The organism is Pseudomonas sp. CAN1, from assembly GCF_030462585.1.
GTDB lineage: Bacteria > Pseudomonadota > Gammaproteobacteria > Pseudomonadales > Pseudomonadaceae > Pseudomonas.
On record NZ_JASMRU010000028.1, the window covers coordinates 1 to 22,999 of the forward strand.

At 65.8% G+C, this 22,999-nt stretch carries 26 protein-coding genes and 1 tRNA gene; 14 read left to right on the plus strand and 13 right to left on the minus strand.

Going from position 1 to position 22,999, the window contains the following annotated elements:
• Positions 1-997, plus strand: a 997-nt coding sequence (locus QO207_RS25295; RefSeq protein WP_301535015.1) for a ShlB/FhaC/HecB family hemolysin secretion/activation protein, incomplete at its 5' end; no start/stop codon positions are given.
• A gap of 6 nt (positions 998-1,003) precedes the next feature.
• On the opposite strand, the gene QO207_RS25300 is transcribed toward QO207_RS25295, so the two are convergent.
• The gene (locus tag QO207_RS25300; protein ID WP_301535016.1) at positions 1,004-1,780 is read right to left on the minus strand and encodes a spermidine synthase; all 777 of its coding nucleotides are present in this window, start codon (positions 1,778-1,780) and stop codon (positions 1,004-1,006) included.
• A gap of 404 nt (positions 1,781-2,184) precedes the next feature.
• Here QO207_RS25300 and QO207_RS25305 point away from each other — a divergent pair, with 404 nt between their 5' ends.
• Positions 2,185-3,531 carry a class II 3-deoxy-7-phosphoheptulonate synthase gene (locus QO207_RS25305; protein ID WP_301535017.1) on the plus strand — a complete coding sequence of 449 codons (1,347 nt, stop codon included), beginning with the start codon at positions 2,185-2,187 and terminating at the stop codon, positions 3,529-3,531.
• Positions 3,532-3,660: 129 nt separating this feature from the next.
• Positions 3,661-4,422, plus strand: coding sequence for a M48 family metalloprotease (locus QO207_RS25310; RefSeq protein WP_301535018.1), 762 nt, complete (start codon positions 3,661-3,663; stop codon positions 4,420-4,422).
• 34 nt (positions 4,423-4,456) lie between these two features.
• On the opposite strand, the gene QO207_RS25315 is transcribed toward QO207_RS25310, so the two are convergent.
• The 3 genes from QO207_RS25315 to QO207_RS25325 form a co-directional block, all read right to left on the minus strand.
• Positions 4,457-5,677: a winged helix-turn-helix domain-containing protein gene (locus QO207_RS25315; RefSeq protein WP_301535019.1), complete on the minus strand. Its 1,221-nt coding sequence runs from the start codon at positions 5,675-5,677 to the stop codon at positions 4,457-4,459.
• 60 nt (positions 5,678-5,737) lie between these two features.
• Positions 5,738-6,208: a DUF3291 domain-containing protein gene (locus QO207_RS25320; protein ID WP_301535020.1), complete on the minus strand. Its 471-nt coding sequence runs from the start codon at positions 6,206-6,208 to the stop codon at positions 5,738-5,740.
• An 87-nt stretch (positions 6,209-6,295) separates the two neighbouring features.
• Positions 6,296-6,526 carry a DUF1127 domain-containing protein gene (locus QO207_RS25325; protein ID WP_301535071.1) on the minus strand — a complete coding sequence of 77 codons (231 nt, stop codon included), beginning with the start codon at positions 6,524-6,526 and terminating at the stop codon, positions 6,296-6,298.
• Positions 6,527-6,623: 97 nt separating this feature from the next.
• Here QO207_RS25325 and QO207_RS25330 point away from each other — a divergent pair, with 97 nt between their 5' ends.
• A complete protein-coding gene (locus tag QO207_RS25330; RefSeq protein ID WP_301535021.1) occupies positions 6,624-7,475 on the plus strand; it encodes a LysR family transcriptional regulator in 852 nt (283 codons plus the stop codon).
• 6 nt (positions 7,476-7,481) lie between these two features.
• Here the strand turns inward: QO207_RS25330 and QO207_RS25335 are convergent, their stop codons facing one another.
• Positions 7,482-8,228, minus strand: coding sequence for a sulfite exporter TauE/SafE family protein (locus QO207_RS25335; RefSeq protein ID WP_301535022.1), 747 nt, complete (start codon positions 8,226-8,228; stop codon positions 7,482-7,484).
• Between the two features lie 120 nt (positions 8,229-8,348).
• On the opposite strand from QO207_RS25335, the gene QO207_RS25340 reads away from it, so the two are divergent.
• The 3 genes from QO207_RS25340 (at position 8,349) to QO207_RS25350 (ending at position 10,415) form a co-directional block, all read left to right on the plus strand.
• Positions 8,349-9,305 carry a LysR family transcriptional regulator gene (locus tag QO207_RS25340; RefSeq protein WP_301535023.1) on the plus strand — a complete coding sequence of 319 codons (957 nt, stop codon included), beginning with the start codon at positions 8,349-8,351 and terminating at the stop codon, positions 9,303-9,305.
• Between the two features lie 59 nt (positions 9,306-9,364).
• Positions 9,365-9,814, plus strand: a complete 450-nt coding sequence (locus tag QO207_RS25345; RefSeq protein ID WP_301535024.1) for a MarR family winged helix-turn-helix transcriptional regulator — start codon at positions 9,365-9,367, stop codon at positions 9,812-9,814.
• Between the two features lie 172 nt (positions 9,815-9,986).
• Positions 9,987-10,415: an organic hydroperoxide resistance protein gene (locus QO207_RS25350; protein WP_301535025.1), complete on the plus strand. Its 429-nt coding sequence runs from the start codon at positions 9,987-9,989 to the stop codon at positions 10,413-10,415.
• Between the two features lie 69 nt (positions 10,416-10,484).
• On the opposite strand, the gene efp is transcribed toward QO207_RS25350, so the two are convergent.
• Together efp and earP are read right to left on the minus strand one after the other, a co-directional pair.
• Positions 10,485-11,051: an elongation factor P gene (gene efp, locus QO207_RS25355; protein WP_138521874.1), complete on the minus strand. Its 567-nt coding sequence runs from the start codon at positions 11,049-11,051 to the stop codon at positions 10,485-10,487.
• A gap of 42 nt (positions 11,052-11,093) precedes the next feature.
• Positions 11,094-12,221 (minus strand): elongation factor P maturation arginine rhamnosyltransferase EarP, encoded by a 1,128-nt coding sequence (gene earP, locus QO207_RS25360; RefSeq protein WP_301535026.1) that lies wholly within the window; start codon positions 12,219-12,221, stop codon positions 11,094-11,096.
• A gap of 173 nt (positions 12,222-12,394) precedes the next feature.
• Between earP and QO207_RS25365 the strand changes: the two genes are divergently transcribed.
• Both QO207_RS25365 and oprI read left to right on the plus strand, forming a co-directional pair.
• Positions 12,395-12,484 (plus strand) — tRNA-Ser (locus tag QO207_RS25365).
• Between the two features lie 414 nt (positions 12,485-12,898).
• Positions 12,899-13,150: an outer membrane lipoprotei OprI gene (gene oprI / locus QO207_RS25370; RefSeq protein WP_017517003.1), complete on the plus strand. Its 252-nt coding sequence runs from the start codon at positions 12,899-12,901 to the stop codon at positions 13,148-13,150.
• Positions 13,151-13,293: 143 nt separating this feature from the next.
• On the opposite strand, the gene QO207_RS25375 is transcribed toward oprI, so the two are convergent.
• The 3 genes from QO207_RS25375 to QO207_RS25385 form a co-directional block, all read right to left on the minus strand.
• Entirely contained in the window at positions 13,294-14,277 is a 984-nt protein-coding gene (locus tag QO207_RS25375) for a L,D-transpeptidase family protein (protein WP_301535027.1), read from the minus strand.
• 73 nt (positions 14,278-14,350) lie between these two features.
• The gene (locus QO207_RS25380; RefSeq protein WP_301535028.1) at positions 14,351-14,629 is read right to left on the minus strand and encodes a hypothetical protein; all 279 of its coding nucleotides are present in this window, start codon (positions 14,627-14,629) and stop codon (positions 14,351-14,353) included.
• An 87-nt stretch (positions 14,630-14,716) separates the two neighbouring features.
• On the minus strand, positions 14,717-15,322 hold the full coding sequence (locus QO207_RS25385; protein WP_301535029.1) for an arylesterase: 606 nt from the start codon (positions 15,320-15,322) through the stop codon (positions 14,717-14,719).
• A 10-nt stretch (positions 15,323-15,332) separates the two neighbouring features.
• On the opposite strand from QO207_RS25385, the gene QO207_RS25390 reads away from it, so the two are divergent.
• The 3 genes from QO207_RS25390 to greB are packed head-to-tail and all read left to right on the plus strand — an operon-like array spanning position 15,333 to position 19,070.
• Positions 15,333-16,016: an ABC transporter ATP-binding protein gene (locus tag QO207_RS25390; protein ID WP_301535030.1), complete on the plus strand. Its 684-nt coding sequence runs from the start codon at positions 15,333-15,335 to the stop codon at positions 16,014-16,016.
• A 13-nt stretch (positions 16,017-16,029) separates the two neighbouring features.
• Positions 16,030-18,531 carry an ABC transporter permease gene (locus QO207_RS25395; RefSeq protein WP_301535031.1) on the plus strand — a complete coding sequence of 834 codons (2,502 nt, stop codon included), beginning with the start codon at positions 16,030-16,032 and terminating at the stop codon, positions 18,529-18,531.
• A gap of 41 nt (positions 18,532-18,572) precedes the next feature.
• A complete protein-coding gene (gene greB, locus QO207_RS25400; protein WP_017517009.1) occupies positions 18,573-19,070 on the plus strand; it encodes a transcription elongation factor GreB in 498 nt (165 codons plus the stop codon).
• A 117-nt stretch (positions 19,071-19,187) separates the two neighbouring features.
• Here the strand turns inward: greB and QO207_RS25405 are convergent, their stop codons facing one another.
• Entirely contained in the window at positions 19,188-19,508 is a 321-nt protein-coding gene (locus tag QO207_RS25405; RefSeq protein ID WP_301535032.1) for a hypothetical protein, read from the minus strand.
• Positions 19,509-19,689: 181 nt separating this feature from the next.
• Here QO207_RS25405 and thpR point away from each other — a divergent pair, with 181 nt between their 5' ends.
• The gene (gene thpR / locus QO207_RS25410; protein ID WP_301535033.1) at positions 19,690-20,208 is read left to right on the plus strand and encodes an RNA 2',3'-cyclic phosphodiesterase; all 519 of its coding nucleotides are present in this window, start codon (positions 19,690-19,692) and stop codon (positions 20,206-20,208) included.
• On the opposite strand, the gene QO207_RS25415 is transcribed toward thpR, so the two are convergent.
• Positions 20,194-21,093: a LysR family transcriptional regulator gene (locus tag QO207_RS25415; protein WP_301535034.1), complete on the minus strand. Its 900-nt coding sequence runs from the start codon at positions 21,091-21,093 to the stop codon at positions 20,194-20,196. The two genes, thpR and QO207_RS25415, sit on opposite strands and share 15 nt — an antisense overlap.
• A gap of 93 nt (positions 21,094-21,186) precedes the next feature.
• Between QO207_RS25415 and QO207_RS25420 the strand changes: the two genes are divergently transcribed.
• Positions 21,187-22,215 (plus strand): YeiH family protein, encoded by a 1,029-nt coding sequence (locus QO207_RS25420; protein ID WP_301535035.1) that lies wholly within the window; start codon positions 21,187-21,189, stop codon positions 22,213-22,215.
• A 238-nt stretch (positions 22,216-22,453) separates the two neighbouring features.
• Here the strand turns inward: QO207_RS25420 and QO207_RS25425 are convergent, their stop codons facing one another.
• Complete coding sequence (locus tag QO207_RS25425; protein WP_184586785.1) at positions 22,454-22,888, minus strand: DoxX family protein; 435 nt, start codon at positions 22,886-22,888, stop codon at positions 22,454-22,456.
• Positions 22,889-22,999 lie beyond the last annotated feature (111 nt).

The window sequence follows — 22,999 nt, forward strand, 5'->3', positions numbered from 1 at the left end:
CCTGGATTCGCGACGCAACCAGCAGCGCGGCATCTTCAATGCCGCAGCGATGTCGCTGCTCGGCTGGGGCGAGCAACTGCAGTACAGCTACCTCTACCCGCCGGGCGACGACCACGAGTACTACCGCGCCTGGAACTACAGCCAGTTGCTGGGCGACGACGGCGTGCAGCTGCAGGCCGGCTACTCCAAGTACAACTCGCGTCCCGGCGACAACCTGTATCTGGCCAACGGCCTGGAGTTCGAACGGCACCGGCAGAACGAGCGGGTCAGCGCTGGCCTCGGCCTGCCGCTGATGCTGCGCCGCGACCTGACCTGGGACGTCACCCTGCGCGGCTACACGGTCAACGACGCGAGCCGCTACGACCTGGTCTACCCGGACATCCCCTTCCGCATCGAGCAGAAGAGCAAACTGCGGGTGGTCGGCGTCGAGACGGTGGTCCAGCAGTTCGCCGAGAAGCGCGTGCGCGCCGGCAGCCTGGCGGTCTACCAGGGCCTCAACGGCATGGGCGCGGAAACTCCGGAACCGGTGAAGAAGGACTTCACCCGCCTGCTCGGCTACGGCGCGCAGCAGGATCAGTTCGGTTCGAACTGGCAGGGAGTGGTAACCGCTGCCTTCCAATGGAGCGATGACGTGCTGCCGGACTCCGAACAGGTGACCTACGGCGGCGCCAACTTCGGCCGCGGCTACCCCGATGACCAGGCCACCGGCGACAAGGGCTGGGGCGCGTCATATGAGGTGAACTATTCGTTCCTGCGGCAGAGCACGCTGCTCAGCCAGATCCAGCCCTATGTGGTCGCAGACACGGCGCGCACCCACTACAACCAGAACGGCCTGACGGAAGCGAAGATGGGCTCGGCGGCGCTGGGCGTCCGCTTCTCCGACCGCAAGCACTACCTGGTGTCGGCGGAAGTCGCCAAGCCCTTCGGCGACCGCGCGCTGGACAATAACGACCGCAGCGCGCGGCTGAACTTCGCCTTCAGCTACCAGTTCCCTTGAAGGCAGTCACTGAGCCGGGCGCAGCGACTCGATGTAGGTCTTCAGCGAGTAGCCCAGCTTCGGCTCCAGTGCACCGACGCGTTTCTTCAAGCCGCGCAGGTTCAGCTCCTGGTCCAGGTCGGCGGGCACGAAGACGATCACGTTGCCCTCCGGCACCGGGCATTCCCAGTAGTGCCGGTGGAAGCGCCCACGCAGCAGCGCCGCACCCAGCGGCCGGCCATCGTCGGTGCTCCACTGGTTGATCACCAGCCAGCCGCCGGGGCGCAGGCGCTCGCGGCAGGTACCGAGGAAATCCCAGGCGATGTGCGCCGGCGCCGGCCCGGTATCGGTGTAGAGGTCGAGGAAGATCAGATCCGCCGGCTCGCACTCGGCCAGTTCCCGCACGGCATCGCCGATGCGCAGGTTGAGGCGCTCATCCTCCACCAGGCCAAGGTGCTCGCGGGCCAGCTTGGGAATCGACGGGCGCAGCTCGATGGCTTCCACCTCCTCCAGCGGCAGGTACTTCAGGCAGGCCTGGGTCAGGCTGCCGGCGCCGAAGCCGAGGAACAGCGCCCGGCGCGGACGCGAGTGACACAGCGCGCCCACCAGCATGGCGCGGGAATAGTCGTACTCCAGCCAGCTCGGATCGTCCATCAGCACGCAGCTCTGCTCGACCTCATCGCCGAACTCCAGGTAGCGATAGGCGCCGCTCTCCACCACGCGGATCACCCCGAAATCATCGCGCTCCTCGACGATCAGCAGCTCTTCGTTGAGCGGCTGTTCGTCCAGCAGTTCCTCGCTCATGACCGGCTCCGGGCGGAAGCGACCGTGACCATGCGATCCGCCGGGAGCGGCGAACGGCACGGATTGCCATTGAAATACAGGGGCTCGCGCACGCAATAATCCTTCGAATCAAGACGGCCAGCCACGACCGCTAGGTCGGCAAAACCGCAAGAATAACAGCCCAAGAGGCACAAACGAGCATGCACCAGCGCAACACCCTTCGCGATTCAGTCCCACGACACCCTGCCCCAGGGCAATTACGCCATCAGTACTCGCGCGCGTGCTGCGCAGGCGGCTGATCGTCTTCCAGCGTTCCCCTTGGACAAGGATGTCCGCCCCTTCCCCACCTACTCCAGCGCCGCGCGGGGCAAAAGCCGAGCTGATACCATGGGCCGATTACCGTCCACAGCCGTGAAGAATCGCCGATGAGCCTGCCCTGGAGCCCCGACAGCTGGAGAAGCAAGCCGATCCAGCAACAGCCCGCCTACCCCGATGCCAACCGCGTGAGCGAAGTCGAGCGCACCCTGGCCAGCTTCCCGCCGCTGGTGTTCGCCGGCGAGGCCCGCGAGCTGCGCCGGCAGTTTGCCGAGGTAACCGCCGGCCGCGCCTTCCTGCTGCAGGGCGGCGACTGCGCCGAGAGCTTCGCCGAGTTCTCCGCGGCGAAGATCCGCGACACCTTCAAGGTGCTGCTGCAGATGGCCGTGGTGATGACCTTCGCCGCCGGCTGTCCGGTGGTGAAAGTCGGGCGCATGGCCGGGCAGTTCGCCAAGCCGCGCTCCTCCGGCGATGAAACCATCAACGGTGTGACCCTACCGGCCTACCGTGGCGACATCGTCAACGGCATCGGCTTCGACGAGAAGAATCGTGTGCCGGACCCGGAGCGCCTGCTGCAGGCCTATCATCAGWCCACCGCCTCGCTGAACCTGCTGCGCGCCTTCGCCAACGGCGGCTTCGCCGACCTGCACCAGGTGCACCAGTGGAACCTCGACTTCATCGCCAACTCGGCGCTGTCCGAGCGCTACCAGCAACTGGCCGACCGCATCGACGAGACCCTCGCCTTCATGCGCGCCTGCGGCCTGGACACGGCGCCGCAGCTGCGCGAAACCAGCTTCTTCACCGCCCATGAAGCGCTGCTGCTGAATTACGAGGAAGCCTTCATCCGCCGCGACAGCCTCACCGGCGGCTGGTACGACTGCTCGGCGCACATGCTGTGGATCGGCGACCGCACCCGCCAGCTCGATGGCGCCCACGTGGAAATGCTGCGCGGCGTCGGCAATCCCATCGGAGTGAAGGTCGGCCCGAGCATGGACAGCGAGGAGCTGATCCGCCTGATCGACATCCTCAACCCGGACAACGACCCCGGCCGCCTCAACCTCATCGTGCGCATGGGCGCGGACAAGGTCGGCGACGGCCTGCCACGGCTGATCCAGACCGTGCAGCGCGAGGGCAAGCAGGTGCTGTGGAGTTCCGACCCCATGCACGGCAACACCATCAAGGCCTCCAGCGGCTACAAGACCCGCGACTTCGCGCGCATCCTCGCCGAGGTCCGGCAGTTCTTCGAGGTGCACCAGGCCGAGGGCAGCTACGCCGGCGGCATCCACATCGAGATGACCGGGCAGAACGTCACCGAGTGCATCGGCGGCTCGCGGCCGATCACCGAGGACGGCCTGAGCGACCGCTACCACACCCACTGCGACCCGCGCCTGAACGCCGACCAGTCGCTGGAGCTGGCGTTCCTCATTGCGGAAACGCTGAAGCAGGTACGGCGCTGAATCCGACACGGGTCTCAGGCCAATCCTAAAACCACTTCCCTTGATTGACGGTGCCGGGGTGCCTACCTAGAGTGGCCCCCGCGCGGCAGCCGCCGCGCCATGGAAACCCGTCAACCAAGGAAGAACCCGATGCAACTGCACCGCACCCTCCTCGCCCTGCTCATCGGCGCCAGCGCCGCCCTCTCCGGCTGCCAGAACATGAACACCGACAGCCTCGTGCAGTCCGGCATGATGGCCATGAAGGCCGCCACCCTGAGCGACGCCGAGATCAAGCAGGTGGCCGACGAGGCCTGCGCCAAGCAGGACGCCGAAGCGCAGATCGCGCCGGCCTCCAGCCCCTACACCCAGCGCCTGGACAAGATTGCCGCCGCCCTGGGCAACCCGCTCAACGGCACCCCGGTCAACTACAAGGTCTACATCGCCAACGACGTCAACGCCTTCGCCATGGCCAACGGCTGCGTGCGCGTGTACTCCGGCCTGATGGACCTGATGAACGACAACGAAGTGGAAGGCGTGCTCGGCCACGAGATCGGCCACGTTGCCCTGGGCCATATCAAGAAGGCCACCCAGACCGCCTACGCCACTGCCGCCGCGCGCACCGCCGCCTCCGCTGCCGGCAACAGCGCCGTCGCTGCCCTGTCGCAATCGCAGCTGGGTGAGATCGGCGAAGCACTGGTCAACGCGCAGTTCTCGCAGTCGCAGGAATCGGCCGCCGACGACTATTCCTTCGACCTGCTCAAGCAGCGCGGTATCCCGCGCGAAGGCCTGGCCACCGCCTTCGACAAGCTGGCCAAGCTCAGCGGCGGCAAGGAGAGCAGCATGTTCGACTCGCACCCCGGCTCGCAGCAGCGCGCGGACCACATCCGCCAGCGCATCGCCAGCGGCAAGTGATCCCGAACGGGCCTCCACGGAGGCCCGTTTGCTTTCAGGCCTGCGCCAGCCAGCCCAGCAGCCGCTCGCCGGAGGGCCGACGGCAACTCACCTCGACCGTATCCAACCCCAGCCAGCTCGCCATCTCGCCCAGCTGCCGGGCCAGTTCGGCGTGGCCCTCCTCGCTCAGGCCCTTTTCCTCTTCGTGCACCGCGTGCACCACCAGCTTGCCCGCCGCCCGGTCGGAGCGCAGGTCGACCCGCGCCGCCAAGTGTTCGTCGAACAGGAACGGCAGCACGTAGTAGCCGTAAACACGCTTGTGCTGCGGCGTGTAGATTTCCAGGCGATAGCGGAAGTCGAACAGGCGCTCGGTGCGGGCACGCTCCCAGACCAGCGAATCGAACGGTGAGAGCAAGGCGCTGGCGCGCACCTTACGCGGAATCACCGGGTCCGCCAGGCAGTAGGCCGGCGCCTGCCAGCCCTGGACCTGCACCGGCAGCAGCTCGCCCGCCTCAACCAACTCGGCCAGTCGGGCCTTGCTGTCGGCGGGGTCGAGGCGGAAGTAGTCGCGCAGGTCCTTCTCGGTGGCCACTCCGAGTGCCTGCGCCGAATGCAGCAACAACTGGCGCTGTGCCTCGGCTTCGTCCAGTTCGGGTTGTTGCAACAGGTCGGCCGGCAGGACTCGTTCCGGCAAGTCATACAGACGCTCGAAGCCGCGCCGCCCGGCGACCGTTACCTCACCCGCAGCAAACAGCCATTCCAGCGCGTGCTTCTCGTCGCTCCAGTCCCACCAGGGGCCGGCGCGCTCGGCGCGGGTGGTCAGGCTGCCGGCGCCCAGCGCGCCTTGCTCGCGCACGGCATCGAGCACCCGCTGAATCACCGGCTGCTGCTCGCGGCCGAAGCGTGCCAGTTGCTGATAGATACCCCGCCCCTCGGCAGCGCGGCGCATGCGCCAGCGCATCAGCGGGTAGAGTTCCAGCGGCAGCAGAGACGCCTCGTGGCCCCAGTATTCGAACAGCCGGCGATGCCGCCCGCCGCTCCAGGCGGCTTCTTCCAGCAAGGTCGGCGCGTAATTGCCCAGCCGCGAGAACAGCGGCAGGTAGTGCGAACGCACCAGCGCGTTCACCGAGTCGATCTGCAGCACACCCAGGCGCTCCAGCAGGCTGCGCACATGCCGGCGCTGCACCTCGCCACCGGGCTTGCGCAGGGTGAAGCCCTGGGCGGACAGGGCGAGGCGGCGGGCCTGCTTGAGGGACAGGGATTCGACGGTCGGCATCGTGGCCTCCAGGGCTGGGCGAGCCCTAGAGCCTAACGCCAATCGCCGCGCCTGGCTGCATCAGGCGGGTTCGCCGAGCGGCTCGGGCATCGGGAAGGGTCGGGCGAAGGTGAAGACGTTCGCCGACGGGCCTTCCAATCGCAAGCGCTCCAGGCGTTCGCGGGCCATGGCCACATCCGGCAGCTGGCCGGCGGGCAGCCACCAGAGCGCCAGGCTCGGCGCAGGCAGGCGTTCCATCCAGTCGCGCTTGCTGCGCAGCACCTGCAAGTGCTCACCGGCGTAGACGTAGTCCTTGAGCGCCTCCACCGACTCCCACAGCGACAGGTTGACGATGATCAGTGGGTCGTCGAACACGCGAATGGAAGTGGCGTCGCCCTCCTCCGTCTGCAGGCGCCAGACGAAACCGGGGCTGCGCTCGGCGAGGGCGTTGATGTGGTCGAGCTGGTCGACGAAACCCTGCATCAGCGGGTGATCCAGCGGGGCGCGGGCCTTGGCGATATTGACCTGGGCGAGGTGGAAATGGGCGGGCATGGGCTTCCTTGTCATCGTGCTTGTCAGCGGTTTAACCAGGCTTGCAGGAGCGGGCGACACGGTGAAGGTCCGTGCCGCCCGGCGGCTTCAACGGCGGGTGTAGTCCGCCCAGAACGGGCGCTCGACTTCCTGCTGGATATCGGCGCGGCTCAGGCCGATATCCTTCAGCGCTTCGTCGCTCATGGTCGCCAGTTCACGACGCTGGCGGGCCAGTTCGTGCCAGTGCAGGACACGTTGCACGACGCGCTTCCAGATCGGCGCCGACGGCACTTTATGGACATGGTAGGACGCTGCTACGAAACCGAGTTGACCTTTCATCATGCTTTCCTCCCTGTGGGGTTGGATGCAGTTTCAGGCTCGCGCTAAGATCAATCCAACGAATCATTCTTATGCGACCCATCTCGGAGATTGATGAATGAGCAGCTTCCCCAGCATCGACAGCGAACTGCTGCGCACCTTCGTCGCCATCGCCGATCACGGCGGCTTCACCCGCGCGGCCGAGATGGTCAACCGCACCCAGTCGGCGGTGAGCATGCAGATGAAACGCCTGGAAGAAGACGTGCTGGAGCGCAGCCTGTTCGAACGCGAAGGCCGGCAGGTGCGGCTGACGCCGGAGGGGCAGATTTTGCTGGGCTACGCGCGGCGCATCCTGCGATTGCAGGGCGAGGTGTTCAACACCTTCCGCCAGCCGCACATGGTCGGCTCCGTGAAGATCGGCACGCCGGATGATTACGTGATGCGCTTCCTCCCCAGCATCCTCTCGCGCTTCGCCGAGGCCTATCCGCTGGTGCAGGTGGAAGTGCATTGCGATTCGTCCGCGCAGCTGCTGATGCGCAGCGACCTGGACCTGTCCATCGTCACCCGCGAGCCGGGCACCGAGATAGGGCAGTTGCTGCGCCAGGAATCCTTCGTCTGGATGGCCGCCGAGAGCTTCTGCCCGCAGGACCAGCGCCCGCTGCCGCTGGCGATGTTCAACACCGCCTGCTTCTGCCGCGCCTGGGCCTGCAACGCGCTGGAGGCGATGCAAGTGGACTACCGCATCGCCTACAGCAGCCCGAGCCTCTCGGCGCTGTTCGCCGTGGCCAGCGCGGGGCTGGCGGTGACTGCGCAGCTGCGCAGCCTACTCACCGGCAACCTGCGCATCATCGGCGAGGACGAAGGCCTGCCGGTGCTGCCCAACGCCAGCATCGTGCTGCTGCGCGGACAGAAGATGACGCCGGTGACCGACAAGCTCGCCGAATACATCGTCGAAGGCTTCCGCACCTGACGCGGCTCAGCGCACCGCCAGCAGCGCCGCACAGACAATCAGGAAGGCGCTGAAGGCCATCCGCAGCTGACGCTCGGGCAGCGCATGGGCCAGGCGCACGCCCCAGGAAATGCTCACCAGCCCGCCCAGCGCCAGCGCGCTGCCCATGCGCCAGTCCACATGGCCGTGCACCGCATAGGTCGCCAGCGCCACGCCCGTGCTGGGCGCTGCCAGCGCCAATGCGAGGCCCTGGGCGATCACCTGGGTCAGGCCGAACACTGAGGTCAGTACCGGCGTGGCCAGCACCCCGCCGCCCACGCCGAACAGCCCGCCCAGGGAACCAGCACCCAGCCCCAGCACGCCCATCCACGGCAGGCCGTAGCGCGGCGTGCTACCGCCCTGGGGAACGCGCTGGAACAGGCGCATCAACAGATACAGCGCCAGCAGCACGAGGAACACCACGAAGGCCGTGCGCATGCTGCGGGCATCCAGGTTCACCGCGATGCTCGAAGCGAAGAACGCGCAGACCAGGCCGGTCAGCGCCAGCACGCCAGCCTGGGCGAAGTCGATGCGGTTGCGCTGGTGGTAGCGCCAGATGGCCAGCAGCACGTTCGGCACCACCATCACCAGCGCGGTGCCCTGCGCCAGTTGCTGGTCCAGCCCGAACAGCACGCCCAGCGCCGGAATCGCCAGCAGCCCGCCGCCGATACCGAACAGCCCACCGAGGCTACCGAGCACGACGCCGAGCAGAAAATCCAGGACCAGGTCCCACATCACGCACCTCCACAACAATCACCGCTACAACCATGCGCCCATGCTAGAAAACCCTGGCTGGATGGGAAACGCAAAGCACAGCACAATGGCTGTGCAATCTACGCACAGCGATAAACCACCATGAATCCTTCCAGCCTCGAAGACCCGCTCGACCTCTACCTCGACGTGCTCGACAACGGCAGCTTCTCCGCCGCCGCGCGCCTGCGTCAGCTCACCCCTTCTGCCGTAGCCCGGCGCATGGATTCGCTGGAGCAGAGCCTGGGATCGACCCTGCTGGTACGCAGCACCCACAGCGTGCGCGCCACGCCGGCGGGCCTGGCGTTCGCCGAGCGGGCGCGGCGGATCGTCAGCGAGCTGCGCCAGGCGCGGGCGGAAGCGGTATCCCTGAGCACCGCGCCGGAAGGCCTGATCCGCATCGACGCGCCGGTGCCCTTCGGTCGCCGTCACCTGGCCCCGGCGCTGGCCGACTTCCTCACCGCCAACCCCGGCCTCGACGTGCAGCTGCGGCTGATCGACAGCTTCACCGACACTCGCGGGGAAAACCTCGGCCAGGTCGACCTGGTCCTGCGCATCGGCACCCTGCCGGACAGCCGTCTGGTCGCCACGCGTCTGGCGCCCATGCGGAGGATCGTCTGCGCCAGCCGTGCCTATCTGCAGCAACACGGCCGCCCTGCCTCACCGCTGGAGTTGCCGGAGCACATCGGCCTCGACTGGGAGGGCCTGGCGCCGCCGCTGGCCTGGCGCTTTCTGATCGACGGCAAGCTGCAGCACCTGAGGCCGCGCCGGCTGCGCATGACCGCCAACAATGCCGAAACCCTGGTGGAAGGTGCGCTTCAGGGTATCGGCCTGGCCCACCTGCCCACCTGGCTGTGCAGCGAATACCTGGTCAGCGGCCAGCTGTTGCCGCTGTTCTGCGAGAACGGCCTGCCGGAGCCTGAGCCCGGCGTCATTCACGCACTGCGTCTGGAGCGCGGCACGCATCCGCGCAGCGAACGCCTGCTGGCCTTCCTGCTGCAGCGCTTCGGCTTCCCGCCGCCCTGGGATGCTGCGCTGGAACAAGCGCTGTTCAAGAATTAACCATCGCGCTAAATTAAGGCGCAATCACCTCTTCGCTGCTCTCACTCCCGGAGAACGCCATGGCCAAGCCAGACGCGACCTGCGAAGCCCTCAAGCTGGATAATCAGCTGTGCTTCGCCCTCTACTCCACCTCCCTGCAGATGACCAAGGTCTACAAGCCGCTGCTGCAGGAACTGGGCCTCACCTACCCGCAATACATCGCCATGCTGGTGCTGTGGGAAGAAGACGGCATCACCGTGGGCGAAATCAGCTCGCGCATGCTCACCGACCCCGGCTCGCTCACGCCCCTGCTCAAGCGCCTGGAAGCCGAAGGCCTGATCACCCGCACCCGCAGCCAGGCGGACGAACGCGTGGTACAGCTGCGCCTGACCGACAAGGGCCGCGACCTGCGCCGACAGGCGGAGAGTATTCCGGCCTGCATCCTGACCAGCAGCGGTCTAACGTTGGACAGTCTGAAACGACTCCAGGAGGAGCTCGTGGACCTGCGCGGTCATCTGCAAGCCCCGTAATCCGGGGCTTATGCCAAAGCTGCAGGTCTCTTAGGCAGAAATCTTCCAATAATTATCTTGCGCACTAAATTAATTAGAACTAACTTTCATCTCACGAACTGCTTAGCGCACAAGATATTAGGCAGCCAGACACTTCCCGCAGACAGATTGACCCTAGAATCGGAGACCCACCATGCAAACCATCAAAGCCCTCTACACCGCCACCGCTACCGCCACCGGAGGCCGTGATGGCCGCGCCGTCTCCTCCGACGGCATCCTCGACGTGAAGCTGAGCACCCCGCGCGAGCTGGGCGGTGCGGGCGGCGAAGCGACCAACCCGGAACAGCTGTTCGCCGCCGGCTACTCGGCCTGCTTCATCGGCGCCATCAAGTTCGTTGCCAGTCAGAGCAAGCAGCAGATCCCGGCGGACGCCTCGATCACCGGCAAGGTCGGCATCGGCCAGATCCCCGGCGGCTTCGGTCTGGAAGTGGAGCTGAACATCAACTTGCCGGGCCTGGACCAGGCCGAGGCCGAAGAGCTGGTCGCCAAGGCCCACCAGGTCTGCCCCTACTCCAACGCCACCCGCGGCAACATCGACGTGCGTCTGAACGTGAGCGTTTAATCGTCCGATTAAACGGCAGAAACGAAAAAGCCCGGCATCAGCCGGGCTTTTTCATGTCTCGGATCAGGCTCAGGCCTTGACGCGGGACTTGTACTCGCCGGTGCGGGTATCGATTTCGATCGAGTCGCCGATTTCGCAGAAGGCGGAAACCTGGACTTCAGCACCGTTCTTCAGGCGAGCGGTCTTCATCACCTTGCCGGAGGTGTCGCCACGGACGGACGGCTCGGTGTAGACGATTTCGCGAACGATGGTGGTCGGCAGTTCAACGGAGATGACTTTCTCGTTGTAGAAGACGGCTTCGCAGACGTCGGTCATGCCGTCTTCGATGAAGGTCAGCACGCCTTCCAGGTCGCCCTTCTCGATCTCGTACTGGTTGAACTCGGTGTCCATGAAGACATACAGCGGGTCCGCGAAGTAGGAGTAGGTCACTTCCTTGCGATCGAGGATGATCGGCTCCAGCTTGTCGTCGGCCTTGAACACGGTCTCGGTGCCGGCGCCGGTCAGCAGGTTCTTCAGCTTCATCTTGACGACCGCAGAGTTACGGCCGGATTTGTTGAACTCGGCTTTCTGGATTACCCAGGGGGTGCCGTTGATGTTGGCAACCTGGCCAGCGCGGAACTCTTGTGCGGTTTTCATACGATTATCCGATTGGATTGGAGACAAAAATCAGGGGCCATATCATAGCCAATTTGTATAAAAACGCACCAGCCCCGCAGCAAGATCGGTTTGTTCGCTCAGTCGCCGCTGCCAATCGCCAACCCGCTCGCTCCATGCCGGCAGTCGGTTTTCCAGCTTCAGCCAGGCACTGGCGACGTCACCCTGGCCATTCCAGGCCAGCCAGAAATCCCTGATCTCATCGCGCAGCGCCTCCTCCGTTCCCTGCTTGAACAGCGCCAGAAAAGCCTCCAGCTTCTCCAGGTGGACATCCTCATCCTGCTGGTAGATGTGCCAGACGAACGGCCGCCCCGCCCACTGCGCACGGACGAAGGAATCCTCACCGCGCACCGCATTGAGATCGCAGCTCCACAGCAGCAGGTCGTACTCTTCCTGGCGCACGAACGGCAGCACCTGCACGCGCAGGGATTGCTTCTGGTACTGCTCCCCCGCCGCCAGCGTCCTGCCCGCCCAGCGCTCGACATCGGCAAGCACCTTGCCCTCGGGAACCAGCAACAGGGTTGCGTGGGTACTTGCGGCCAGGGCGTCCAGCCAGCCGGCCAGCGCGGCGTTTTCATAAGCGAACAGGGAAATGCGCCGTTCATGAGCACGCGGGTGCACGCCGAGGCTATTCAGGAAGCGCAGGCTGGCTGCCGGGTCGGACTGGAACGAATCGCGCCGCGCCAGCAGATCGCCCTCGCGCAACAAGCCGCCGGCAGCGGCGGTGAAACCGGGGAAATAGAAGTACTTCTGCAGACCACCGGCCTGCATCGACGGCAGGCCGTGGCAGGACTCCACCCACGGCTCGGCACTGAGGTATTCCAGGTTCAGCCACAGCGAGGGCGTCTGGCGCCGCCCCATGGCTTCTATATAGGCAGGCGGCATTTCGCAGGCGAAGGCTTCGATCACCACATCGGCGGCCGGGGTGTCCTGCCAGGGCGCGGGCCAATGGCGAACCTCGACGCCCGCCTGCCACTGCGAGCTCGCGGCAACATCGGCGCCGGGACAAAGCCGCACGAAGGCCGCCAGATCATCCACCCAGAGGCGAACCTGCTGCCCGTGCTCCCCTGCCAGCTGGCGAGCCAGGCGCCAGGTGACACCGATGTCGCCATAGTTGTCGACCACGCTGCAGAAGATGTCCCAGCTCGCCATGTGCTTTCCTACGTACCAGAGCCTGTATCAAAGGCCGCCAGTGTACCCGCGATCCATCCGGTGCTCCTTAAGCCGATGAATCCCTTGGAAAAAACTTTCAAAAAACATTTGCCAACCCGGCAACCTTTGAGTAAAGTGCGCGCCTCGACAGACACAGCGCTGTCGAGAAATCTGGTGAGGTGTCCGAGCGGTTGAAGGAGCACGCCTGGAAAGTGTGTATACGAGAAATCGTATCGAGGGTTCGAATCCCTCCCTCACCGCCAGATTCATGAAAAAGCCCGGCTAAGCAATTAGCCGGGCTTTTTCGTTTTCCACCTTCACACTTTCTTCACCTGTTGCGACGCTGTTGCAAGTTGCCAGTTGGACAAATGCACAACGGCGATTAAACAGTTGTTCGACCATAGTCGACAGTCATCTGACAGCTTGGTTCCGAAGGCCGGAAACCTGCCGCAGGCCGCGGCTGACACCCTTTCGAAACACTCCTTTGCCAGATTGGACAGTTTTTGCCCAAATCGGCCTCGCACAACTGCTAACAGTGCCCGTAACATGAAAAAAAAGTGCCGTACTTGCGCTCGGTCAGTTTACTTACTACAAGTAATGGGTACTATGTAGTCCGGCTAATTTCCCAGTCATGGGAGATTGCTTTTAATGGAAATGTCCACCTTAAGGGGAACACGATGAACAACGTTCTGAAATTCTCTGCTCTGGCTCTGGCTGCTGTTCTGGCCACCGGTTGCAGCAGCCACTCGAAAGAAACCGAAGCACGTCTGACCGCTACTGAAGACGCCGCTGCTCGCGCTCAAGCCCGTGCCGATGAAGCCTATCGCAAGGCTGACGAAGCTCTGGCCGCCGCTCAGAAAGCCCAGCAGACCGCTGACGAGGCTAACGAGCGCGCCCTGCGTATGCTGGACAAAGCCAGCCGCAAGTAATAGATCTTCGGATCTGTTCGAAAGAACCGACCCCTCGGGGTCGGTTTTTTTATGCCCGCAGTTTTTGCTCACATAAAAAAGCAGGCAAGAAAAAGCCCGCTCGACCGGTGACAGTCGGCGGGCTTTTGCGTTGCAGCTACCGCTTACTGCAGCGGCATGGCGTTCTGGTCGACGGTGGCAGCCACCGAGCCGCCTTGCGGCACTTGCTGGGGCTGGGCGATGGCGACCGGCAGGCCGTCTTCGGCAGCCACGACTTCACGCACCACATTCCAGTCCATCTGCATCTGGTTGGCGATATCTTCGCGCTTGAGCAGGGCGTTGATTACTGCGGTGTGCTTGTCGACTACCGACGGGTTGCCGTTGTCGTCGATCGGCGCGTGGGCTTCGAGGTAGATCTTGCCTTCGCTGCGGCCGAATTTGTAAGGCTCGTTGATGATGCGCACCTTGGTGCCCACCGGAATCATCGAGAACAGCTGGGTAACGTCCCAGTTGTACATGCGGAAGCAACCGTGGCTGGTGCGGGTGCCGATACCGAACTTCTTGTTCGAACCATGGATCAGGTAGCCGTGGAAGCCCAGGCTCATCTTGTACGGACCCAGCGGGTTATCCGGGCCCGGCGGCACCACGGAGGGCAGCGGGTCACCATCGGCGGCGTGCTCGGCGCGGATCGACGCCGGCGGGTACCAGGCCGGGTCCTTGGTCTTGGCGATCACGGTGGTGCTGCCGACCGGCGAGCCCCAGCCTTCGCGACCGATGCCCAGGGCGTAGGTGTAGACGACGCTCTTGTCCTTGGGGAAGTAGTACAGGCGGTACTCGGCGAGGTTGATCACCACGCCCTCACGCGGGCCTGCCGGCAGGACGAAGCGGGTCGGAATGATGACTTCGGTACCCACGCCCGGCAGCCAGGCGTCGACGCCCGGGTTGGCGGCGATCATCTCGGAGTAGCCGAGACCGTACTTCTCGCCGAGGTCGGCGAAAGTGTCTTCGTATTTGGCCTTGATCACCTGGACCTGGCCGACGATATCGTCGCCCGGCGCCGGCAGCGGCAATTCAATGGCGGAAACGGGGCCGGCCGAGAGCAGCGCGGCGAGGGACAGCGAGCAGGCGGCAATGACGCGCGACAACATCCGAGGATCCTTGACGTGAGCAGTGAGCAAAGGATGAACAGTTTACCATTGCCGACCGCTTCGCTGGGAGATATCAGATGAGCCAGGAGCCCCGTGCGCCGTGCTTTTCCTGATCGAGTTGTTTCAGGCAGGCGGCGCAGATGCGCCGATCGCGCAACAACGGCTTCTCCGCGCCGCGCCAGAGCGGTTGCGCCGGCAGCAGGCTGCCGCACAGCGTGCGGTCGGCCGGGGTGCCCAGCTCCAGTTGGCGTGCGACCAGATGCACCCGGACCTCGCGGCAGGCGAACAGATCCAGCTGTTCGTCAGGTTCGATCAGCTGGTAGGCGAAGAGGGTCCAGGCGGGGCGCGGCATAGGGGGTTCCAGAAGGGTGCGCAAACATAGCCGAAAGGCCGTTCGCGGGGAAGCCTCGATTCTGCGGATTTCGCCAGTAAAGTCGCCTCACAGCAGCGGCTTGAGCGTCGGCCAGACGTTATCCAGCAGCCGCGGCTGGGCCGTCTCCGCCGGATGGATGCCATCACCCTGCATCATGCCCGGCACGCCCCCTACCCCTTCGAGGAAAAACGGCACCAACGCGATCTTCTGCTCGCTCGCCACGCTGTCGAAGACCTTGGCAAACGCATCGGTGTAGCGCTGTCCGTAGTTGGGCGGCAGGCGCATGCCCAGCAGAATGACCTTGGCGCCGGACTTCTGTGACTGCTCAACCATCGCATTAAGATTCTGTTGCAATTGTGCCGGCGCCATCCCGCGCAGGCCGTCATTGCCACCCAGCTCGATCAGCACCAGCTTCGGCTTCTGCCCCGAAAGCAGCGCCGGCAGCCGCGCCAGGCCTCCTGCCGTGGTGTCGCCGGAGATCGACGCATTCACCACCTGGTAGTCGAAACCCTGCTCCTTCAGGCGCTTGTCCAGCAGGTTTACCCACCCCTGGCTGGTATCCAGCCCCAAACCGGCGCTGATACTATCGCCGACGACCAACAGCGTCTGCGCCGCGGCCTGCTGCGTGATCAGAAGCAACGCCAGGCAGCCGCCCATTAGCCATGCACGCATCGGATTCTCCATGAGCGAAAGCATTCTCACCGCGCGGAACCTTAGCAAGGTTGTTTCCAGCGCGGAAGGCAAGCTGACTATCCTCCACGACCTCTCCCTCGAACTCGCTCGCGGCGACAGCCTCGCCATCGTCGGCAGTTCCGGCTCGGGCAAATCCACCCTGCTCGGCCTGCTCGCCGGGCTGGACCTGCCCAGCGGCGGTGAGATCGTCCTGCTCGGCCACACCCTGGGCAACCTCGATGAAGACCAGCGGGCGCGGGTACGCGCTGCCCACGTCGGCTTTGTCTTCCAGTCGTTCCAGTTGCTCGACAGCCTCAATGCGCTGGAGAACGTCATGCTGCCGCTGGAGCTGGATGGCCGCAAGGACGCCGGGCAGCGCGCCCGCGAACTGCTGGAGCGAGTCGGCCTGGGCCAGCGCCTGACCCACTACCCGCGCCAGCTCTCCGGTGGCGAGCAGCAGCGGGTCGCCATTGCCCGCGCCTTTGCCGCCGAGCCGGACGTGCTGTTCGCCGACGAGCCCACCGGCAACCTCGACACCCACACCGGCGAGCGCATCAGCGACCTGCTCTTCGAGCTGAACCGCGAGCGCGGCACCACCCTCGTCCTGGTAACCCACGACGAGCGCCTCGCCCACCGCTGCCAGCGCCACATCCGCCTGGAAAGCGGCCACCTGATCGACCACGTCGAACCCTGACGGACGAGAGCCGATGAAGCCACTGTCGCTGCCCAACCTGTTCCGCCTGTCCCTGCGCCAGCTCTGGCGCGAAGGCCGCAGCGGCGAACTACGCGTGCTGTTCTTCGCCCTGCTGGTGGCGGTGGCGGCGAGCTCCGCCATCGGCTATTTCAGCGCCCGCCTGAATGGCGCGATGCTGGTGCGCGCCGCCGAATTCCTCGGCGCCGACCTGGTGCTCACCGGCACCCAGCCGGCGCAGCAGGAACAGATCGACCGCGGCCTCAAGCTCGGCCTGCAACATGCGCAGAGCGTGGAGTTCTCCAGCGTGGTGGCCACCGACAATGGCATCCAGCTGAGCAGCGTGAAGGCTGTAGGTGACAGCTATCCCCTGCGCGGTGAACTGAAGAGTGCGCCCGCGCCGCTGCAAGCGGAAGTCGAGGGCGGCCGCCCTGCTCCGGGTGACATCTGGGTGGAGTCGCGCCTGCTGGCCAGCCTCGACCTGAAAATCGGCGACAGCGTCGACATCGGCCGCAAGTCCCTGCGCATCGCCCGCGTGCTGACCTACGAACCGGACCGCGCCGGCGACTTCTACAGCCTCACGCCGCGAGTGATGATGAGCCTGCACGACCTGGACGCCACCGGCGTGGTGCAGCCCGGCAGCCGGGTGCGCTACCGCGACCTCTGGGGCGGCGCCCACGATGCGCTGCAAACTTACCGGCAGGCGACCCAGGGCAACCTCGCCGCCAACCAGGAACTGCAGGACGCCCACCACGGCAACCGCCAGATCGGCGACGCCCTGGGCCGCGCCGAACGCTACCTGAACCTCGCCAGCCTCGCCGCCGTGCTGCTCGCCGGCGTCGCCGTGGCACTGTCGGCCAACCGCTTCGCCACCCGCCGCTTCGACGCCAGCGCCCTGCTGCGCTGCCTGGGCCTGTCGCGCCGGGAAGCCCTTCTGCTGTATGGCAGCCAACTGCTCACACTGGGACTGGTCGCCAGTGTCTGCGGCGCCTTCCTTGGCTGGCTCGCGCAACTGGGCCTGATGCACCTGCTGGGCAACCTGCTGCCGCCGGAAATTCCCGAAGCCGGCATCGTCCCCGCGCTCGCCGGCATGGCTACCGGGCTGGTCGCCCTGGCCGGCTTTGCCTTGCCGCCACTTGCTGCGCTGGGCCGCGTACCGCCGCTGCGGGTGCTGCGCAGCGACCTGCTACCGGTGCCAATGCGCACCTGGATGGCCTACGGCTGTGCGCTGCTCGCTCTGGGCCTGATCATGTGGCGCCTGAGCCTGGACCTGAAACTCACCCTCGCCCTGCTGGGCGGTGGCGCCATCGCCGCGGTGATCCTCGGCTTCATCCTGCTGCTCGCCCTGCGCGGCCTGCGCAGCGCCCTGCAGGGCGCCAGCCTGCCGTGGCGCCTGGGCCTTGGCCAGCTGCTGCGCTACCCGCTGGCCGCTGCCGGGCAGAGCCTCGCCTTCGGCCTGATCCTGCTGGCCATGGCGCTGATCGCCCTGCTGCGCGGCGAACTGCTGGACACCTGGCATTCCCAGTTGCCGGCCAATGCGCCGAACCACTTCGCCCTGAACATCCTGCCGGCCGAGAAAGACGGCTTCGAGCAGAAGGTGAAGGCGCTGTCGCCCAACGCCGAGGACCTTTACCCGATGGTTCCCGGTCGCCTGGTGGCGGTGAACGGCAAGCCCGTGCAGACATTGAAGGAAGATGTGCGCAGCGAGCGCGCCCTGCACCGCGACCTCGGCCTGACCTGGTCGGCACGCCTGCCGGCGGGCAACCAGATAGTCGCCGGCGACTGGTGGAAGGCTGGAGAGAGCAGCGAGTTGCCGGGTGTCTCGGTGGAAGAAAAGCTTGCCGGCAACCTCGGCCTGAAGGTCGGCGATCACCTTAGCTTCACCGTCGCCGGGCAGACCCGCGAAGCGCAGATCCGCAGCCTGCGCTCGGTGAAGTGGGACAACTTCCAGCCAAACTTCTTCATGGTCTTCGAGCCCGGCACCCTGACCGACCTGCCGGTGACCTACCTGACCAGCTTTTACCTGCCGGCCAGCCAGGAACGCCAGCTGATCGAACTGGCCCGCGCCTACCCCACCGTCACCCTGCTGCCGGTGGACGCGCTGCTGGCCCAGCTGCGCAGCATCCTCGACCAGGTGACCCTGGCCGTGGAGTACGTGCTGGTGTTCGTCCTCGCCGCCGGCTTCGTGGTGCTGTTCGCCGGCCTGCAGGCAACCCTCGACGAGCGCCTGCGCCAGGGCGCGCTACTGCGCGCCCTCGGCGCCGAGCGCGGCCTGCTGATGCGCACCCGGCGCAGCGAATTCGCCCTGCTCGGCGCGGTCAGCGGCCTGCTGGCGGCGCTGGGTTGCGAGCTGATCAGCTATCTGCTCTACCGGTTGGTCTTCGACCTGCCATGGAGCCCGCACCCCTGGTTGCTGGTGCTGCCGGTACTGGGTGCGCTGCTGGTCGGCGGCGCCGGGCTGCTCGGCACCCGCCGCGCGCTCAACGTGAGCCCGTTGCGCCTGCTGCGCGAGAGCTGATCGGGTAGACTCCCCCGATCACTCTCGCCGCACTGGACGCCATGAGCCGCTATCGCCCGCCCCGCCCCGCCGGAACCCCGCTGATCACCCCCGAAGGCGAGGCGCGCCTGCGCGCCGAACTGCACGAGCTGTGGAACGTGCGCCGGCCCCAGGTGACCCAGTCGGTCAGCGAGGCCGCCGCCCAGGGCGACCGCTCGGAGAACGCCGAGTACACCTACGGCAAGAAGATGCTGCGCGAGATCGACAGCCGCGTGCGCTTCCTGCGCAAGCGCCTGGAGAACTGCAAGGTGGTCAGCGAGCGCCCGGCCGATCCGAACAAGGTCTACTTCGGCGCCTGGGTCACCCTGGAAGACGAGGACGGCGAGCAGGCCCGCTACCGCATCGTCGGCCCGGACGAACTGGACCTGCGCAACAACCACATCAGCATCGACTCGCCCCTGGCCCGTGCCCTGGTGGGCAAGGAGCTGGACGCCGAGGTGATGGTGCGCAGCCCGTCGGGCGAGAAGATGTGGTTCGTGGTGGAAATCGAGTATCCCTGAGCGCCAGTTTCCCGTGTAGGAGCGAGGGGGGCGCCTAGCTCTTGCTCGCGAACCCACCCAGCTCCGAAGCTGCCGGTGAATCCGTTCGCGAGCAAGCTCGCTCCTACAGTGAGCAGTTCAGAGCGGTGGCGGGCGGCGAGTGATCAGCCCCTGCCGAGCGACGCGGGTCAGTTCGTGAACGGCTGACTCCAGCTGCTCGGCCACCGGCGACTGGACCACGGCAAAGTCGAAGCTATCGGTCGGAAAGCGCGCAAGATCGGCAAAGGTTTCGGCGAACTGGATGAGGAAGGTGCGCGAGCCGTTCCAGCGCTTGGGCCAGCCATCGAGGTAACGGACGAGGGTGGGCTGGTGATTGCCGCCCAGGAGAATCTTCGGATTGCGGCGAACCAGGCCAGTGGTGATCGGGGCCAGGCGCACATGCGGGTTGGGACAGGTCATGGTGTCACGTCTCCGCCTCAGGGGTCCTGCTGGACGCGGCGAGAGGCACACCGAACCAGCGCTTTAGCGGTATTTCGATGTCAGCCATCGCTGCATCCGCGCCCCGCAAGTTGCTACTTAAATCGGCGCTGTGCGGCATCCTAGAGAAGCCCCGGCAAAGCTGTCAAGGAGACATCAGTCGATGACCACCCCACCCCTGCGGCTGTTCTTCGCCCTGCCCTGCCCGACGGAACTGGCCGCGCGCATCTGCTCCTGGCGCGACGGCCTGCAACTGGACGGCCAGCCCGTCGCCCAGGCCAACCTGCACCTGACTCTGGCCTTCCTCGGCGCGGTGCCGCGCGGGCGCAAGGCGGAACTGCGCGCCATCGGCGAGCGCCTGCCACGCCAGGGTTTCAACCTGGAACTGGACCACGTCGCCCGCTGGAGCAACGGCATCCTGCACCTGGCGCCCAGCAATGTGCCGGCTGCCCTACACGAACTGGTGCAGACACTGCGCGATGAGCTGAAGACAGGTGGATTTGAGGTCGAGCATCGCCCGTTCCATCCACACATCACCCTCGCCCGCCACGCCCATCACACGCCGATTGCCAATGCGTCGTTCGTTCTGCCAGCCCAGGCCGTGACCCTGTTCAGCTCGGAGAACAGCCCCAGCGGTGTGCGCTACCGCGCCATCGGCGAGTGGCCGCTAGACAGCCTCTGAGCGCGCCGCCCAGCTCTCGGCGTAATCGAGGAAGCGGCGCAGGCCCGCGGTCGGGTACTTGTCGATGTGCAGCGCGCGGAAGAAGGTGCGCCGCAGCGGCCCCAGCGGATTGTCCAGGCGCACCAGTTCACCGCGTTCCAGCTCCGCCTGCACCACGCGCTGCGAGAGGCAGCCAATGCCGAAACCACTGCCCACCAGATGCTTGATCGCCTCGGCGTTGCTCACTTCCAGCGGCGCGTTGACGCTGCCCAGGCGCGGCAGGACCTGCTGCTCGAATGTCACCCGCGTGCCCGACCCCGCCTCGCGCAGCACCCAGCTCGCCGCGGCGAGATCCGCCAAGGTGACCTGCCCGGTCAGCGCCAGGGGGTGATCCGGCGCCACCACCAGCAGCAGCTCGTCAGCCATCCACGGTGTCAGCTGGATCTGCGGGTGCTGGATCGGCGCCTCGATGAAGGCCACGTCCAGCCGGAACTCCGCCAGCGCCTCGATCACCCCGCCGCTGTTGGCCACCTGCAACTCCAGCCGGCTCTCGGGCAGCTCGGCCAGGAAGCCGGACATCACCTGCGGCAGCAGGTAGCCGCCAATGCTGCGGCTGGCGCCCAGACTCAGCTGCACCGGCGCCGACTCGAACAGGCTTTCCAGCTCGGCGCTCTGCGCCAGCAGCGCACTGGCCTTGGGATAGAAGGCGCGACCGTTGTCGTTCAGCGCCAGGCGCTTGCCGCTGCGGTCGAACAGGCGCGTACCGAGGGTGCGCTCCAGCTCCTGCAGCGCCTGGCTGGCGGCGGACTGGGAAAGCGCGATGCGTGCGGCCGCCTGAGTCACGTTGCCCAGCTCCGCAATGGCGGTAAAGGTCGCCAGCTGGCGAAGGGTGATGCGCGGGCCCATATCGATAAAACCGGTCAACCTAATAAGAACAATCCGTTTTTACACTAAGCAGCGCAGCGGCACCATGGCTTCACCTTACACAAGGAGCCTGTCATGAACGCCCTTCGCCGCCTGCCCTACTTCGTCCCCGGCGCCCTGCTCTGCCTGGCCATCGCCTTCGGCTCGCGCCAGCTCATGGAAATCCCCGCACTGCAGCACCTGGGGCTGGGCAGCCTGACCCTGGCGATCCTCATCGGTTTGCTGGCCGGCAACCTCGGCCTGGCGCGCTTCGGCAGCATCCGCCCCGGCATCGACCTGTCGCGCCAGCAACTGCTGCGCCTGGGCGTGGTGCTCTATGGCCTGCGCCTGACCTTCCAGGACATCGCCGCCCTCGGCCCGGCCGCGCTGATCATCGACGTCCTGATGGTCGCCAGTACCCTGACCGTGGCCTGGTGGATCGGCGAGCGCTGGCTCAAGCTGCCGCGCGAAAGCGCCCTGCTGATCGGCGCCGGCAGCGCGATCTGCGGCGCCGCGGCGGTGATGGCGAGCAGCCCGGTGCTCAAGGCGCGTGCCGAGCACACCGCCGTCGCGGTGGCCACTGTTGTACTGTTCGGCACCCTCGCCATGTTGCTGCACCCGTTGATCTACGCCGCGCTGCCCAATCTGTTTGGCAGCGAGCAGGCCTTCGGCGTGTTCACCGGCTCAACCATCCACGAGGTCGCCCAGGTGGTCGCCGCCGGTCGCGCCATGGATCCGGCCGCCGCCGACGCCGCGCTGATCAGCAAGATGCTGCGGGTCCTGCTGCTGGCTCCGGCCCTACTGATCCTCGGCCGCGTCGGCTGCGCCGAAGCCGCCGAGCCAGGCACTCGTCGCAAGCTGCACATCCCCGGTTTCGCCGTGTTCTTCCTGCTGGTGACCGGCCTGCGCTCGCTGGGCTGGGTGCCGGAAAGCTGGCTGGCGCCGCTGCAACAGCTGGACGACGTGATGCTCGGCATGGCGATGGCCGCCCTGGGCCTGGCCACCCGCCTGGGCGACCTGCGCAAGGAAGGCCCCAAGCCGCTGCTGCTGGGCGCCGGTCTGTTCGTCTTCCTGCTGGTGGGCGGCGGCCTGATCAACGGCGGCGTGCAGTACCTCTTCCATTGACTCGAAACCCGTGCAACGACGAGCAAGCTCGTTCTTACACAAGAGGAAAAACGAAAAATGCCGGGCAATGACCGGCATTTTGCTCTTCGTAGGAGCGAGCTTGCTCGCGAACCGCCTGATGCCGGTGCCGTCGGAACCACTGTTCGCGAGCAAGCTCGCTCCTACAGATACCCCTTGGAGCCGACACAAACGAAAAAGCCGGGCATCAGCCCGGCTTTTTCATGGATGACGCCTGTGATCAGCTGGACAGCTTGCGGTCCAGGGAGAACGGGCCGGCGCCGCTGATCAGCAGCGCAACGCTGATCATGATCAGGGTGAAGGCGTACTCGAAGCCGTTCTCGGTGATGAAGAAGCCGTTGGCCAGGTGCACGCTGAACACGGCCACCAGCATGGCGACGATCAGCGGGATGCTCGCCAGGCGCACCAGCAGGCCGAGGACCAGGGCCAGGCCGCCGAAGAACTCGGCGCTGCCGGCCAGGGTGGCCATCAGGTAGCCCGGGGTCACGCCGAGGGATTCCAGCCAGCCCGCCATGCCCTGCAGACCCGGGCCACCGAAGGCGCCGAAGAGTTTCTGCGAGCCGTGGGCCATGAAGGTCAGGCCGGTGGTGATGCGCAGCACCGCGATACCGGCGCCGGCGTTAGTGGTCAGGATGGATTTGATCAGCGAGTTCATGGTGCGTCCTTAGAGGAGTGACGGGGCTGCGTAGGAAGTGGGTGGCAACCGCGGTTGCTTGGCGATCAATATATCCGAATATTCCGATACTAAAAGCGCAATTTAGCGCTG